Source organism: Paenibacillus sp. FSL L8-0340, assembly GCF_038593145.1.
In the GTDB taxonomy this organism is placed as follows: Bacteria; Bacillota; Bacilli; order Paenibacillales; family Paenibacillaceae; genus Paenibacillus_AQ.
The window spans coordinates 2,371,175-2,385,286 of record NZ_CP151967.1 but is presented as its reverse complement, the minus strand read 5'-3'; the positions used below and the strand labels follow the sequence as shown (position 1 = coordinate 2,385,286).

Below are 14,112 nucleotides of genomic sequence, written 5' to 3'. Positions count from 1 at the left end.
TTAATATCATCCTTTATTAAGATTCATACACAACACATCACCCGGGCAAGTATGGTTATATACAAATTCGCCATTGTAACATCCAATGTCTGGAAATATACTTAAGTGGTATCGTGCTGAAAGCTATTACCATGCAGAGCGGCACGAATAAGCGAGTTCCTGTGAAAGCGCTTAGATAGATTAGGTATCCTTGCATGGTGCTAATAATTTCAAGGAGGCATATATGTATGCTGTTTACGCCAGGCATTACCGACTGTTCACCGGCAGAGGTAGGTTATGATACTTCGAGAATCGGGGTTTTGCACAACCACTTCCAGAACCTGATTGATCAAAATAAAATCCAGGCCGCAGCTTACTGCGTCTCAAGGTATGGAAAGACATTTATGCACGGTGCTATGGGACCGCTTTCGTTCCGGGAAGACAGGGCCGAGCCGCTTTTACCGACAACTGTTCATAATATCGCATCCATTACTAAAGCCGTTACCTCAGTAGCAATGGCCAAGCTTGTGGAGGACGGTATTCTCCGGTTTGACCTTCCTGTCAGCACGTTCCTGGAGCAGTTTAACGTGGACCCTTTTAACAAAATCGATATTTACAGCCTTCTGACCCATACCTCGGGCCTGTTTCCCGACTGTGCGGGCAGCTTAGTTCCCTATCATAAATCTTATTGGCAATTAATCGGTGAATATTTCGAAAAATATAACCCTGAGAATGGGGATCCGGACTGGATCACAGCCGCGCTGAGCTGCGGGGTCAATAAAAAAGTCGGCGAGGAATGGCAGTACTGCTCATTTGGCTTCTGCCTGCTCGGAGAAATCATCAAGAAAGTGACTGGCGTAACCGCGGAACAGTACATAGAAGAGCAAATCCTGAAGCCTCTTGGCATGAAGGATACTGTTTGGGAACTGACGCCGGAGCTAGCCAGACGCGCCATTATAAGAAACGAGAGACGTGAGAAGCGGCTGAACGATCTAATTAACGGTAATCTGCCTGAAGTCTCTCCAGAGGAAAAGCTGTGGGATACAGTCTCCAGCACCGGCGGAGGCCTTGCCTCTACGCCAGCCGACCTCATCCGGTTCGCCAACATGCTCCTAGGTATGGGAACACTGGGCGATACCCGTATCGTCGGCCGCAAAGCGGTTGAGAAGATCACGACCCGCACCCTGTACGGGGTTCCCGATTATTGCTGGGATAACGATGTCAAAGACCGGAGCTATGGCATTGGACTGGATATGAGGAGAGGCCCCGCCTTCCTCTACTCTCCAACCAGCTATTTTCATGAAGGCGCTGGAGCCTGCTGCATGGCCATCGACCCTACAGAGCAGCTTGCCGCTGTATGGTTTGTGCCTTTTACCGGTGATAATTGGTACGCAGAGGGCCTATTTAATGTAACTAATATCATTTGGTCTGGACTCACCTGATGAATAGCCTGCAACGCAAATGGCTTATTTGCCGGACGGTGGCGGAGGTAACTTACAAGGAATGGAGTGCCTACCGCACTCACTCCATGGTGTCCATTATCGTCGGTCCTGTATATTTTATGGTGCAATATTATATCTGGACGGCGGTATATGGAGATCATGCTTCGCTCGGCGGTATCGGACTCCCCCAAATGATCCGCTATTTCGGCGCTACTGCGCTTATCGGTTACCTGGTCATGGATTTTGCCGATTGGAACTTATCCATGCTTGTGCGCACCGGTAAGTTTCTTACCTTTCATTTGCGCCCGATTCATCACCGTTCTTTCGCTTTGTTTCAGAAGATCGGGCATCGGTCTCTCGGTTTCCTGTTTGAATTTTTACCCTGCCTCTTGATCTTCATTTTTATTTTTGGAGTTGATATGCGGCCGGCAAGCTTTCCATGGATGCTTCTGTCGGTGCTGCTTGCCTTTCTAATGATTTTTTATGTGAACTACATGATCGGCCTGACTTCATTTTGGCTTGTCCAGTCAGCTGGAATACGAAGCGCTTTTATGCTGGTGTCGGGTATTTTTTCGGGTGCGCTTATTCCGCTTGATTTTTTTCCGCACTGGCTTCAGGTGATCCAGTTCTTCCTGCCGTTCCAGTACATGGCCTACCTGCCTGCAATGGTTTTTACCGGCCATTACTCCCTTGGAGGCGTTGAGCTTTCCATTGAGCAAGCCGTGGGCATACAGGCGGCGGCCTTGTTCGTTACGTTCGGATTAAACGAGCTTGTTCGCCGTCTGGCCATGAAGCAGTTTACTGCTGTCGGCGCGTGAATGCCCCCATGAAAGGACAGTTTTTTACATGAAACGGTATCTGGATATTTACAGGCAGTGCATGTATTCTGCTTTGCAGTCGGCTGTGGCCTATCGTATGAATTTCATTATCAGCAGTCTGATCACCCTGGCCGGCAACATTCTGTTTCCGCTGGTGACCCTGCTTATTTACCGGGCGGGCACCAGCTTTCCCGGTTGGAGCTTGTTTGAGGTGTTGTTGATCCAGTCTGTATTCACCATGTCCAGCGGCCTTTCTAGCCTTATTTTCGGCGGCGTTCTCTGGACCACAATGTCGCATGTCCGTGAGGGAAGCTTCGAGGTTATTCTTATGAAACCGCTGAATCCGCTGTTTTTTATTGTTGCCACAACATTTTCTACCGAAAGTGTTGGCCTGTTTCTGGGCGGGGTTTCGCTATTCATATTCTCCGCTATGCATGTCGGCACCATTCCGGTCCTATTCTGGCTCCAATTTGCCGGGATGTTTATCGCAGGGACGGCGGTCCTGGCAGGACTATCTCTAATGATGGCCGCTATGTCCTTCAAATGGGTGGGCAACTCGAGAATTTCCGAACTTGCTGACAGTGTGCTGCACATTGGAAAATATCCGCTGCCCATATTTCCGAAGGCTGTACAAGCTTTGGCCACGATGATAATTCCTGTGGGAATGGTAGGCTTCTTCCCTGCTTCCGCTCTCCTAGGACGGGTGCATGCCAGCGATTTCGCTGCTGTTCTGCCCTGCTTTTTATTTCTGGCGGCAGGAGTATGGATTTACCGGCATATGATCAGATTGTACGAGGGGGTAGGCGGATGATGCCGGTTATTGATGTGAAGCATTTGACTAAAACGTATAAAACCTATAAGCGGGGCGCAGGTATGGGTCAGACCTTTAAGAGCTTCTTCCAGCGTGAAGAGGTCGTGGTCAACGCCGTCAACGATATCAGCTTTGCCATTGGGCAGGGGGAAATCTGCGGTATTCTGGGTCCCAATGGGGCGGGGAAATCAACGGCGATCAAAATGCTCTGCGGTGCGCTGTTTCCCACAAGCGGTGAAATTCAAGTTCTTGGTTATTCGCCTGCCCGGGACAGGAAGCGCTATGTCGGCAAAATCGGAGCCGTATTCGGTCAGAAATCCCAATTGATCTGGGACATTCCGCCTATCGACAGCTTCAACATGAACAAGGCAATCTACGGAATCGCCAATCAGGACTTTAAACGCCGTCTGGAAGAGCTGACGGGGATGCTGGATATTGCACATGTGATTGAAAAGCCCACACGAGTGCTGTCCCTTGGCGAACGAATGAAATGCGAATTCGTCATGGCTATGCTGCACCGGCCGGAGGTTTTGTTTCTGGATGAGCCGACCATCGGGCTTGATGTGATCGCCAAGGTCAAAATCCGCGAATTCATTCACCAGATGAACAAGAAGCATAATATGACGTGTATTCTGACCACCCATGATCTTGAGGATGTGGAGGAGCTTGCCCACCGGGTCATTGTTATTAACCACGGGGAAAAGGTTTTTGATGAATCGCTTCAGCAGCTGAAGCTTTTTCTGGGGGATAAGAAACGGGTCAGTTTTACTTTTGCAGAGTCTGTGCACAAAACCATCTTCGACAATGCCTACACCAAGGTGGTCGAGCGCCCGTCAGACTTTCAAATTACGCTTGAAGTGGATACGGCACTTATTTCAATCAGCGATTTTATTGAAGAAATCTCCAGGAAGCACCGCTTCTCCGACATTTCGGTCAAGGAACTGCCGATCCAGCAGGTGGTCATGAATATTTATGAGAATGCGGGTGGGGTGCCCGGCTAGCGGTTTGACTCCTGCTGGATCATATTACTGTAAGGTATGGTGAAGGAGTCGTGTGAATTACTACGGACCTAGGAGCCTTTATTTCCACCATAAACACTGTTTTGTCTACCTTCCGGACTCAGATGCAGCTAATTGCTGACCTTCCGCGTGAAACATGCCTGATGGAGGGGAATAAGTGCAGCACGGTCCGTTAGCATTGCTAAATGTGTCAATTAGAGAAAATAAAGGCTGTGGGTCCGAAGTTCAGGAGAAGGAATTCAGGGACTCGATAACCTATCGCAGAAGCTGGTGTTTGGGGCTTAGGGTTGGATCAGGCGGGCGCGAAATAGTACCAACCCATTGCTTTTTCTTCCTCGCACATCACTTAATCTGGCCTTCTTTTAGCAAATACTGTACAGCACTTTGGAGTTCTGCCTGCACCTTCTTGTATTCTATGGCTTGCCAGGTTCTAAGCAGGGGCACAAAACGGGCATTGCCTGTCCCTTTGATCTTCTCAATCAGTAGAAGGATCATTCCGCGATTGCGATCCTTAAGCGTTTCTACATAAGAATAGTCATGCCCGTCCAGCAATGAGCCAAGCTTGAGCAGTAACTCCTCAGCATATGTTTCACGTTATATAGCCCACCCTTTTTCCGAAAAAACTATCAACGGCAATCTGTCGCTATATTCGATTTCCAGATACCCTTTGCGGATCATCCAGTCGATTCGATGCATAATATCCTCCAGCTTCAATTCATGATAAAAGTCATAGACGGGAGATAGCTGAAGCTCATGCTTTAGCACACTCTTGTCTTTAGAGCCTTTCAGAATTTTGGCGAGCAGGTTCCTCCCTCCAGTCATAATTAGTTCATCAGCAGCACGAAGGATGGCTTTGATCTCTTGGTCTGCCAGAGTGCGAATATCTCCAGAATCCAACTGAACTTTGACTTTCGGGCTTTTTTTGCCCATCACGTCTCCTCCTACCCATTGGGATGTACATGTACTTTTATACATTACCAAATCTCTAAATCCGTTGTAAATAATAAAGGGGAAAATCCGCTCTCCCAAGATTCCCCATATTCTGCTATGCTAATATAATTACAAAGAACAAAGAAGCAGGAGGCGCAAGTAGAACAATGGATGCATTTCAATATGAGCTTACTTCAGAGACTGCAATCAATCTGAAATATGAATATGGAGGTGAATACTTCACGTTCAGCCTGTACCGGGATGACAGGGGATGGGTTCTTCACCCTTTTGATGGTATGCTGCTGGGGAATCAGGCGATGTGCACTCTTGTCGTACAAGAGTTGTTCAAGCACAAGCCTTTTCAGGTAATGCTGGCGAAAGAAAGTATTCTTTTTTCCGATATACGTTCCACCGTTAACCTCGAGAATGTTAACACTCCGATTGCTGCACGCAATGAGCGGGAGTCACACGATAGCCCGGCCGATGACATGATGGATTTTGTTGAGCAGCACACGGTTGAAGAGGTCATTGATTACGAGTGTGGGCTTATCGGAAGCCGCATTTCGTTTTATAAGGAAATCCTGCAGCGTATGTTCATGGACAATCTGGGTCCTTCGGATCCGGAGTTCCAAAAGGTGCAGGATATTGTACGTATTTACGAACATTCCTTGGAGAAGCTATCCAGTCTGAACGGCCCGAATCTCGACGCCGGAAGACGTGGCAGATTCTAACCTGCTCAGGTATTGATCCAGCGCTACTAATCTTTTGAAAGGCTGATTCTAATGACATTTGATCTGATTAAGGGACAAAAATGTAATTTAACGAAAGACGAGCCTTTACTTACCCGTATTATAGTAGGAATGGGCTGGCATAATACCAGATCTGAGGTTGAGGTTGATTTTTCTGCTTTTTTGCTTACGCCGGCCCAGACAGTCTCTAAAGATGACGATCTTATTTTTTATGGCAACCCTTCTGCTGCGAATCAATCCGTAGCTGTATTACTGTCCGATAAAAGAGCCTACGCGGGGTTAACCGATAACACCCAAATCGCTGTTGAGCTTCGGCAAATTCCTACGGACTACGAACGGATTGCATTTGCGCTAACGATTTATGAGGGTGAAAAGCGGCAGCAAAACTTCTCGCTACTGGACGATGCGTATTTACGGATTATCAACGCCGCTGATGGAACAGAACTTATCCGCTACAGGCTAGGTAAAGCTTTTTCTGTAGAGACCGCCATTGTCGCCGGAGAAATCTATAGATACAATAATGAATGGAAGTTCAGCGCTGTGGGTTCCGGATATGCAGGAGGCTTAGCTGCCTTATGCGAAAGTTATGGAATAAAGGTTAATAACATAGTGCCGTCAGTTCTACCCTCTAGCCCAGTAATTCAATCGCAGCAGTCACCCATTCCTCTCCCAGAGCTGCGGTCACGGCCTAAGGCCCCTCCTCTAGATCTCAATACCATCTTGCTTAAGAAACGCGGGGAGATGATCAATCTCCAGAAAGGGACGGAATCCCTGGGCGAGGTACTGATTAATCTCAACTGGTATCAAAAAAAATCATCGGGCTGGTTCGGCAGTAAAGGCATCGATCTTGACCTTGGTTGTCTGTTTGAATTAAAAAATGGCATTAAAGGCTCTGTCCAAGCACTCGGAGAATCCTTCGGAAGCTTGAACAGACCGCCTTATATCTCCCTAGACGGGGATGACCGCACCGGATCCATTGTCACGGGCGAGAATCTGCGGATTAATGGCCATTATCTTTCCGAAATCAGCAGAATTGTTATCTTTGCTTTCATCTATGAGGGAATTACGAACTGGTCGGAGGCTGACGCTGTTGTAACCATCAAGCAGCAGAGCGGACCAGAGATCGAGGTCCGGCTGGATGAGCATAACAACAATAAGGGGATGTGTGCCATCGCCATGATTCGTAATCACAATGATGAGACATTCAGCGTGGAGAGACTCGTAGAATATTTCGCCGGGCACCAGGAATTGGATCAGTATTATAACTGGAATCTAAGATGGGAAGCCGGTAGCAAATAGCGGCATTCGGAATCGTTGGAGGGAAAGTTATATATACGTCATTCCTTCCGATTATCCGTTTATCGGAAGGAATGAACCTTAACGGAAGACTATGATTGAAGTATGCCCTTCAATGAAGATCAACTCCTCTTTCTCTTAAAAGCTATACAGCCCCTTATCTTCCGCTTTCCGTATCCAAACCTGCATGTATCCTGATTCCCTGTTGTCCCAGGCATAATAAGGGATGAATTGACAAGGTCTACCTTCCCCATCCTTGCCTTTCAGAACAGTAACGCCGCCGAGCAGTTCCGGTTGATGCTCCACCAGTAACGTCTCATGGGCAGAAAATGAATACCCATCATAGGAAAGCCGGGAATTATCCAACTGCTCCAGGCAATACACGATAGGACCTCGCTGAATGGCAACCCGGCCTTGATTGTCCAGCACCTCCGGCCTCGCCTGAATGATTTCTACAGGCATATCCAGTTCAAGTTCAATCGTATCGTTCTGTGACCAAGCTCGATGAATAGCGATATAACCCTGCTCAGTCAACGCCTCAACTCCCGGCAAGGATTTACCTCCAACCTTAACCTTATAACCCCTGCACCAGCCAGGTATCCGCAAATAAATGCTGAAACAATCACTTTTATCCGCTTCCACCGTAAGCTCAATTTTACCGTTCCAAGGATATTGAGTGGTTTGCTTGAGCTTAACGCCCAGCCCACTCTCCATTACGATCTCTGCTTCACCATTCATATATTGATTGACTGCAATGCCCTGACCGGTCTGAGCATATGAATATTGACCAATAGACGGGAGGAACCGTGCCAAATTCGTCGGACAGCACGAGGTGTCAAACCAAGGCACCCGGTGGTGATCGCCCTTCGAAGCCAGTGGATTAACATAGAAAAACTTGTCTCCGGTCAACGATATTCCTGCCAAAGCGCCATTGTACATTTCCCGCTCCACCACATCCGCATATTTGGCATCTCCAAACAACAGATTCATGCGATGATTCCAGAAAACCATGGCGATAGCGGCACAGGTCTCACAATAAGCGGATTCATTCGGCAAATCATAATCATGTGTAAATCCTTCATTATGGCCGGATGGACCAATCCCCCCAGTCACATACATATTGCGCTCTACCGTATGTGACCATACTCTATGCAGGGCATCAACAAAATCAGGTTCCCCCGACACGTGAACCACGTCCGCCATAGCGGTATATAAATACATCGCCCGGACAGCATGACCAGTCACCCGCTGGATGTCTCTGACCGGAACATCGTCTTGGCAATACGCAGGGCCCCACTCCTTAGTGTCCCATATTTCTCCAACTCCATATCCATGTCCACGTTCCTCAAGCAACCACAAGGAGAGCTTCCAATATCGTTGTTCCCGGGTAACACGGTAGAGCTTTACAAGAGCAAGCTCAATTTCCTCATGGCCTTCCACCCAATGGCGTTTGCCTGGACCAAACAGACTGTCATAATGATCCGCCAATTTACAAGCGACATCAAGAAGCTTAGGCTTGCCGGTTGCCTCAAAATAAGCAACCGCTGCCTCGATTAAATGCCCTCCATTGTACATCTCATGCTTCTCCATATCCGTCCATTTGGACTCGGGTGCTTCAAGCGTATAATAAGTGCTCAAATAACCGTCCGGTTCCTGGGCGGAGGCTATAAGGTCAATAATCCGGTCCGCTTGCGCTTCCAGCTCCGTATCCGGCTCCGACATAAGCGAATAGGCAATACCTTCGATGACCTTATAGACATCGGAATCATTGAAATAAATGCCTTCAAAAGTCCCTTCTATTAAGCCTCCCGCTTTGGCGAAATTCGATATACGCCCTGTCTCCTCACATTTCGTGAGGCAGGCAGGCAGCGTAACCTTTTTCAACACCTCCAGACGCGGACGCCAGAAAACATCCTCAATGGTTACATTCGTGAACGGCACACCCTGCCAATTACTTAGATGTGTTTTAATTTTTGTCATTATGAGGTATCCTCACTTTCCTGTCATTACCCCTTCAGACCTGATAATGTAATCCCCTCAAGGAAATATCGTTGTCCGATTAGAAATACGATTACACAAGGCAAGACAACTGCTGCTGAAGCCGCCATAAGCAAATCCCACTGCGCAGTGTACGAACCTTGAAACATTTGCAGCCCAAGCGCCAAGGTAAAGAGATGATCACTTTTTAAATAAATCAGGGGGCCCATGAAATCATTCCAGGAAGCCAGGAAGCTGAACAGTGCAACTACGATAACCGCCGAACGGCTTAACGGAAGTATAATTCTCGTGTATATTTGTAAATAGGTAGCTCCATCCACGAATGCCGCTTCATCAAAGTCCCGTGGGATCGTCAAGTAAAACTGGCGCAATAAAAAAATGTTGAAAATTCCCCCACCGAAATAAGCAGGCACGATTAATGGATAATACGTATCGTAGAAACCAAACATTTTCCAGCCAAGAAAGCTTGGAATGATTGTTACGGCAGCAGGCAGCATCATACTGGACATAAGTATAGCGAATACTGTATCCCTGCCCTTCCACACGATCCGTGAAAATCCGAAGGCTGCTATGCTGCTCGTTAAGACTGTACCTACAAGAACACTAGCTACAATAATAATCGTGTTGGTGAAAAAAGTATCGAACGGCAGCACAGTAAGGGCTTTATGGAAATTATCCCAATGAAACGGCCTCGGAATCCATTCCGGCGGCATCGTAAAGATTTGCGATAAATCCATGAGCGAGCTGCGGATTAACCAGACGAACGGTACGATAAACAAAAGGGAGATGAATATAAGCGCTGCATAACCAGATCCAAGGGAAAGCTTTGACTGTCTCAAGTACGCTCCCCTCCTTCGTAATACACCCATGACTTCGAGGTTTTAAATACAATAACCGTAAAGAACATGATGACGATGAACAGGATCCACGCCAGAGCAGATGCATACCCCATTTCGGTATCTCTAAAGCCTGTACGCCAGAGGTAAAATACATAGAACAAGCTTTTGTTATTCGGTCCACCTTCAGTTAAAATATAAGCTTCGTTAAATACCTGGAAGGATCCGATGATGGTCATGATGGTATTAAAAAATATCGTCGGTGTAACCATTGGAATCGTAATATGGCGCAGCTTGCTATACCAGCCTCCACCATCCACATCAATCGCTTCGTAGTACTGTTTGGAAATACCTGATAGGCCTGCCAGAAAAATAATCACCGTACTTCCAATTCCCCATAATGTGGTTAGTACAACAGACGGGATAACACTATTCTCCGCATATAACCAGTTGCTGGTTGGTAAATGAAGCCAGCTGAGCACGGAATTGATCAGTCCCAGGTCGGGATTCAGCAGCCACATCCAGATCATCGCCGATGCCACGGCTGGCACAATGCTGGGAAGATAGATAATCGTCCTAAATATGGCTCTGCCCCGAACGTTCATGTTCAGCAGCAAGGCAATACAAAAAGAAAGAATAATAACGGCTGGCACCCGAAGAATAACGAAATAGAAAGTAACCCCTAACGATTTGAAGAACAGCTCATCTTCACCTGAGAACATTCTCGAATAATTCTGAAAACCAATAAAGGAAGTTTGCTCCTTAAATACGTTATAATCCGTCAAGCTAAGCACCAGACTTGCAATCATGGGACCCAGTGTAAAAATAATAAACCCGAGTATAGCCGGAGACGTAAATAATAGTCCGTAAAACAGTCCCTTTCGCATAGCTGCCTCCAATCTTCTATAATCCGAACGCCGTCTCTTCGATTATTGTGCGATATCCCGGCGTCCTTGAACTTGTTCTTGTGCTTTGGCTGCTATGGAGTCCATTGCTTCTTGCGCGGTCTGTTGACCAAGCCATACTTTATCCAAGGCCGGATTCACGATATCCATTATTTTATTGAAATTTTTCACATAACCCGTTGGTGTCTGATGACTTTTCGTCAATAGCACATCTATAATAGCTTCTTTATAAGCCGAAGGTCTTGCATCCAGGTTCTCCGTCCATTTAGCCAACAATGCCGGGTCCGTATACCAATCCTTGTAGGATGGCATCCATGTGCCTGCAGTGATCATATCAATAGAAGACTCTGGATCAAGCAATGCCTTCAATAACTCCCAAGACTCCTGCGGATGTTTGGTTGACTTAAAGATAGAGAACATTCCAGCAACAATTGTAGTTCCCGGCTCTTTCAAAACTGGCAATACCCCTACATTAAAGTTGAACTTCGATTGCGCCAAGGCGGCGCTTGCCCATTGCCCGTCTATAGCCATCGCTACCTTTTTGGTTTGAAGCGCTACATTCGTCGCCGGTATATTTTTGGCTTGCACGGGTGATGGCGAAACATGGTGTACATTCATTAAATCAGATACCTTCTGCAACGCCTCGACAGCTTCCGGCTGGTTAAGCGCAAACGTCTTCCCATCCTCCGAGATAAAATCTCCGCCGTTGGAGTATATAAAGTTGCTGTAGGCTCCCCACCAAGTGGAAGCATTAACACCATATTGCTTTATATTTTTAGAATCAAAATCAGCATCCTTTGCCGTTCTGCCTTTCGTATCCACAGTCAGTTGTTTAGCAACATCTACAAATTCATCCCATGTCCATGCTTCCGAGGCTTTAGCAGGCGGAGGTGAAATCCCCGCTTCCTTAAAGATATCTTCGTTATAAAAAAGACCAAAGGATTCGGGGCCTGGTCCTATACCAATCACATTACCAGGCTCAAGAGAATACATAATATTGGGCACCAGTTTGTCTACGTTGATATCCGGGTCTGAATCCAGAAATTCCTGAAGGTTATAGAATTTCCCTTGTTCAGCTAATGGAAAAGCAATGGTACCCGATTCCATCATGGCAACATCGGGTACATCATTCCCCGCTACCATTGTTGTCAGCTTCGTATCATAATCTGTTGCAATATGCTGAAGATCAACTTTGACATTTGGAAACTTCGCTTCAAACTTCTTAATCGCTACCTTGTAAGCAGCTACTTCATCGGGTGAACCCCATTCTGACAGGCGAAGGGTAATGGGATCTTGTGATTCTGCATCGCCGGATGCTGAGGGTGCCGCGTTACTATTGCTGCCGGTATCGGATTTCGAGCATGCAGATAAAATGGTAACCAGCATCAACAACAGAGCCGTGAGCACAAATTGCGATTTCTTTTGTCGTGTCATTTCTCAAACCCCTTTCAATTTCAATCCCGCTTGGTTCATAGCTGCAGTCTATGATGCTTATATTATAAGGTCCGTAATAGCGCTTACATAACCCGAACCTTTTTAGATTAGTGGATTATTATTAGGTATTCAGGGGTAAGGTGATCACTATCATGGTTCCTTTTCCCGGCAAGGAATTAATGGCAACACCATAGCTGTCGCCATAAGTCATTTGAATACGTGCAATGGTATTCTTAATGCCTATCGAAGTGGATTCCTTATATAAAATCTCATGGATCGTGGCATTACTCATGCCTCTACCATTATCTTCAATAACATAAGTACGTTTTCCGCTGTCGATCCAGCCACGGATACTGATCACCCCCCCTGCTTCTGTCTGATCAAAGCCATGCATGATAGCGTTTTCAACAAAGGGTTGAAATAGAAGTCTGGGCATTTTGTACTCGTAAAGCTCCGGTTCAATTGCATAATGTACAGTGAACTTGTCCTCGAAACGAACGGACATAATATAGAAGTAGTTGTTCATCCACTTGATTTCCTCTGACAAATGAACAGCACTCCAGTCTTTCCGTGAAGTATAATGCAGCATATTGGATAAACTGACCAGCATTTTGCTTAATTCCTTCTGATTGTTTTCAATAGCCGTCCAGTTCATTACGTTGAGCGTATTATACAGAAAGTGAGGATTCATTTGCATACTCAGCGCTAGAATCTCGGCTTCCTGTTCTTTTAATTTAATCTCGTAATTTTCTATAACCAATAGCCGAATCCGGTCGTTCATCTTATTAAAGCGCTGAAGAAGTATGCCAAACTCATCATTTGTTTCAACATCAACTTGCTTTTGAAAATCCCCTCCACCTACGGATCTCATGGCAGCAAGCAGCTTCTTAATGGGCTTGGTAATCCTGCCTGCAATAAAAAAAGCACAAATGAGCGCCACAAGTCCCATAATAGCGGCAAGGAGGACAATAGATGTCTGGATGCTTTGCAACAAACTGCCAACCAGTGAGGACTCCGGCATCCATACAATGGATATCCAGCCTGTCACCTCCGAACGGTCGAAGCAGACGATTACAGCTTGGCCCTTCAGTGTCATTCTTCGTGCACCGCTGCTTTCCAGCTCCAGTTCCTCTACCCATGAGTCTGAGAAGGTTTGTGTGATTTTCCCTGGTTGACTGCCCGCAACGATTTTTTGATCCTCATCCAGCACCAGGAAGTCCGAGCCTTCGGGGATACTTTCGTCATATAGAGATTTCAAAGCTTCCGCTTTAAAGCTAATTGCTAAAACGGGCCGTTCCACCTGAACATCCATCTTCTCGAGTGTCGTATTGCTCAGCAGAGAGAAATCAAGCAGTCTGGTCGCAGAAAATAAATGGCGGAAATCCAGATTGCCGGACTCTAAGTAGGGCTGATTAAACATATCAACAAAATTATATGTAGGGTACCATACCAATTTCCCACCTGCCTGCTGTGCCTTGTGGTATATATCCGATTGAGTAGGATCTCCTTGCGGCAGCAACTGGCCGAAAGTAAAATAGGAAGTCCATAACTGATAAGCATACACATCCTCATTGTTGGAAAAATATTTACTTAGTATGGCAGTTACCTGACGGTCTGCTTCAAACAGCTCTACTTCGTTCTGGGGATCCATTTGGTTAAAAATTCTGAATAAATCCTTATCTATGAACATTGCCTGGCTGTTCTGATCAATGATCTGCAGCTTAATGTCCATAATCTCATTATTTTTCCTGACAATCTCATACACATTTTTCTGGGCTTGTTCCGTCACGACCTGCAGGCTGGTCCGATAGAAAAGAGACCCCAAAATAAGGAGTGGAATTCCGATCAGAAAGATATAGCTGACAAACAATCGGGCTCGAAAGGTCATCTTCATT

13 protein-coding genes are annotated in these 14,112 nt (G+C 46.4%); 6 read left to right on the top strand and 7 right to left on the bottom strand.

Annotated features, from left to right (window positions below; all coding sequences use genetic code 11):
- Window positions 1-227 precede the first annotated feature (227 nt).
- Genes NST07_RS10445 through NST07_RS10430 form a run of 4 tightly spaced genes read left to right on the top strand, consistent with a single transcriptional unit; the run spans window position 228 to window position 4,051 of the window.
- Window positions 228-1,421, top strand: coding sequence for a serine hydrolase domain-containing protein (locus NST07_RS10445; RefSeq protein WP_341378046.1), 1,194 nt, complete (start codon window positions 228-230; stop codon window positions 1,419-1,421).
- Window positions 1,421-2,239: an ABC-2 family transporter protein gene (locus NST07_RS10440; RefSeq protein ID WP_341091512.1), complete on the top strand. Its 819-nt coding sequence runs from the start codon at window positions 1,421-1,423 to the stop codon at window positions 2,237-2,239. The genes NST07_RS10445 and NST07_RS10440 overlap by 1 nt, the downstream gene beginning before the upstream one ends.
- 28 nt (window positions 2,240-2,267) lie before the next feature.
- Entirely contained in the window at window positions 2,268-3,050 is a 783-nt protein-coding gene (locus NST07_RS10435) for an ABC-2 family transporter protein (protein WP_341091511.1), read from the top strand.
- On the top strand, window positions 3,047-4,051 hold the full coding sequence (locus NST07_RS10430; protein WP_341091510.1) for an ATP-binding cassette domain-containing protein: 1,005 nt from the start codon (window positions 3,047-3,049) through the stop codon (window positions 4,049-4,051). The genes NST07_RS10435 and NST07_RS10430 overlap by 4 nt, the downstream gene beginning before the upstream one ends.
- A 360-nt stretch (window positions 4,052-4,411) precedes the next feature.
- Here NST07_RS10430 and NST07_RS10425 read toward each other — a convergent pair whose 3' ends face one another.
- Together NST07_RS10425 and NST07_RS10420 are read right to left on the bottom strand one after the other, a co-directional pair.
- Window positions 4,412-4,621 (bottom strand): hypothetical protein, encoded by a 210-nt coding sequence (locus NST07_RS10425; protein WP_341378045.1) that lies wholly within the window; start codon window positions 4,619-4,621, stop codon window positions 4,412-4,414.
- Window positions 4,622-4,663: 42 nt separating this feature from the next.
- A complete protein-coding gene (locus tag NST07_RS10420; protein WP_341378044.1) occupies window positions 4,664-4,999 on the bottom strand; it encodes an RQC-minor-1 family DNA-binding protein in 336 nt (111 codons plus the stop codon).
- Between the two features lie 167 nt (window positions 5,000-5,166).
- Here NST07_RS10420 and NST07_RS10415 point away from each other — a divergent pair, with 167 nt between their 5' ends.
- Both NST07_RS10415 and NST07_RS10410 read left to right on the top strand, forming a co-directional pair.
- Entirely contained in the window at window positions 5,167-5,730 is a 564-nt protein-coding gene (locus tag NST07_RS10415; protein ID WP_341378043.1) for a hypothetical protein, read from the top strand.
- 51 nt (window positions 5,731-5,781) lie between these two features.
- Window positions 5,782-7,047, top strand: coding sequence for a TerD family protein (locus tag NST07_RS10410; RefSeq protein WP_341378041.1), 1,266 nt, complete (start codon window positions 5,782-5,784; stop codon window positions 7,045-7,047).
- Window positions 7,048-7,182: 135 nt separating this feature from the next.
- Here NST07_RS10410 and NST07_RS10405 read toward each other — a convergent pair whose 3' ends face one another.
- The 5 genes from NST07_RS10405 to NST07_RS10385 all read right to left on the bottom strand — a co-directional run bounded on the left by NST07_RS10405 (window position 7,183) and on the right by NST07_RS10385 (window position 14,111).
- Window positions 7,183-9,024 (bottom strand): beta-L-arabinofuranosidase domain-containing protein, encoded by a 1,842-nt coding sequence (locus NST07_RS10405; RefSeq protein ID WP_341378040.1) that lies wholly within the window; start codon window positions 9,022-9,024, stop codon window positions 7,183-7,185.
- A gap of 26 nt (window positions 9,025-9,050) precedes the next feature.
- Window positions 9,051-9,881 (bottom strand): carbohydrate ABC transporter permease, encoded by an 831-nt coding sequence (locus NST07_RS10400; RefSeq protein WP_341091503.1) that lies wholly within the window; start codon window positions 9,879-9,881, stop codon window positions 9,051-9,053.
- On the bottom strand, window positions 9,878-10,765 hold the full coding sequence (locus tag NST07_RS10395; RefSeq protein WP_341091501.1) for a sugar ABC transporter permease: 888 nt from the start codon (window positions 10,763-10,765) through the stop codon (window positions 9,878-9,880). Before NST07_RS10395 ends, NST07_RS10400 begins: the two co-directional genes overlap by 4 nt.
- Before the next feature lie 42 nt (window positions 10,766-10,807).
- Entirely contained in the window at window positions 10,808-12,217 is a 1,410-nt protein-coding gene (locus tag NST07_RS10390; RefSeq protein WP_342481491.1) for a sugar ABC transporter substrate-binding protein, read from the bottom strand.
- A gap of 121 nt (window positions 12,218-12,338) precedes the next feature.
- On the bottom strand, window positions 12,339-14,111 hold the full coding sequence (locus tag NST07_RS10385) for a histidine kinase (protein ID WP_342481490.1): 1,773 nt from the start codon (window positions 14,109-14,111) through the stop codon (window positions 12,339-12,341).
- Between the last annotated feature and the right edge of the window lies 1 nt (window position 14,112).

Excerpts from the sequence above, each read along its gene's own strand:
- NST07_RS10445 (WP_341378046.1), top strand. The coding sequence starts at position 228 with ATGCTGTTTACGCCAGGCATTACCGACTGTTCACCGGCAGAGGTAGGT.
- NST07_RS10440 (WP_341091512.1), top strand. The coding sequence starts at position 1,421 with ATGAATAGCCTGCAACGCAAATGGCTTATTTGCCGGACGGTGGCGGAG.
- NST07_RS10435 (WP_341091511.1), top strand. The coding sequence starts at position 2,268 with ATGAAACGGTATCTGGATATTTACAGGCAGTGCATGTATTCTGCTTTG.
- NST07_RS10430 (WP_341091510.1), top strand. The coding sequence starts at position 3,047 with ATGATGCCGGTTATTGATGTGAAGCATTTGACTAAAACGTATAAAACC.
- NST07_RS10420 (WP_341378044.1), bottom strand. The coding sequence starts at position 4,999 with ATGGGCAAAAAAAGCCCGAAAGTCAAAGTTCAGTTGGATTCTGGAGAT.
- NST07_RS10415 (WP_341378043.1), top strand. The coding sequence starts at position 5,167 with ATGGATGCATTTCAATATGAGCTTACTTCAGAGACTGCAATCAATCTG.
- NST07_RS10410 (WP_341378041.1), top strand. The coding sequence starts at position 5,782 with ATGACATTTGATCTGATTAAGGGACAAAAATGTAATTTAACGAAAGAC.
- NST07_RS10405 (WP_341378040.1), bottom strand. The coding sequence starts at position 9,024 with ATGACAAAAATTAAAACACATCTAAGTAATTGGCAGGGTGTGCCGTTC.
- NST07_RS10395 (WP_341091501.1), bottom strand. The coding sequence starts at position 10,765 with ATGCGAAAGGGACTGTTTTACGGACTATTATTTACGTCTCCGGCTATA.
- NST07_RS10390 (WP_342481491.1), bottom strand. The coding sequence starts at position 12,217 with ATGACACGACAAAAGAAATCGCAATTTGTGCTCACGGCTCTGTTGTTG.
- NST07_RS10385 (WP_342481490.1), bottom strand. The coding sequence starts at position 14,111 with ATGAAGATGACCTTTCGAGCCCGATTGTTTGTCAGCTATATCTTTCTG.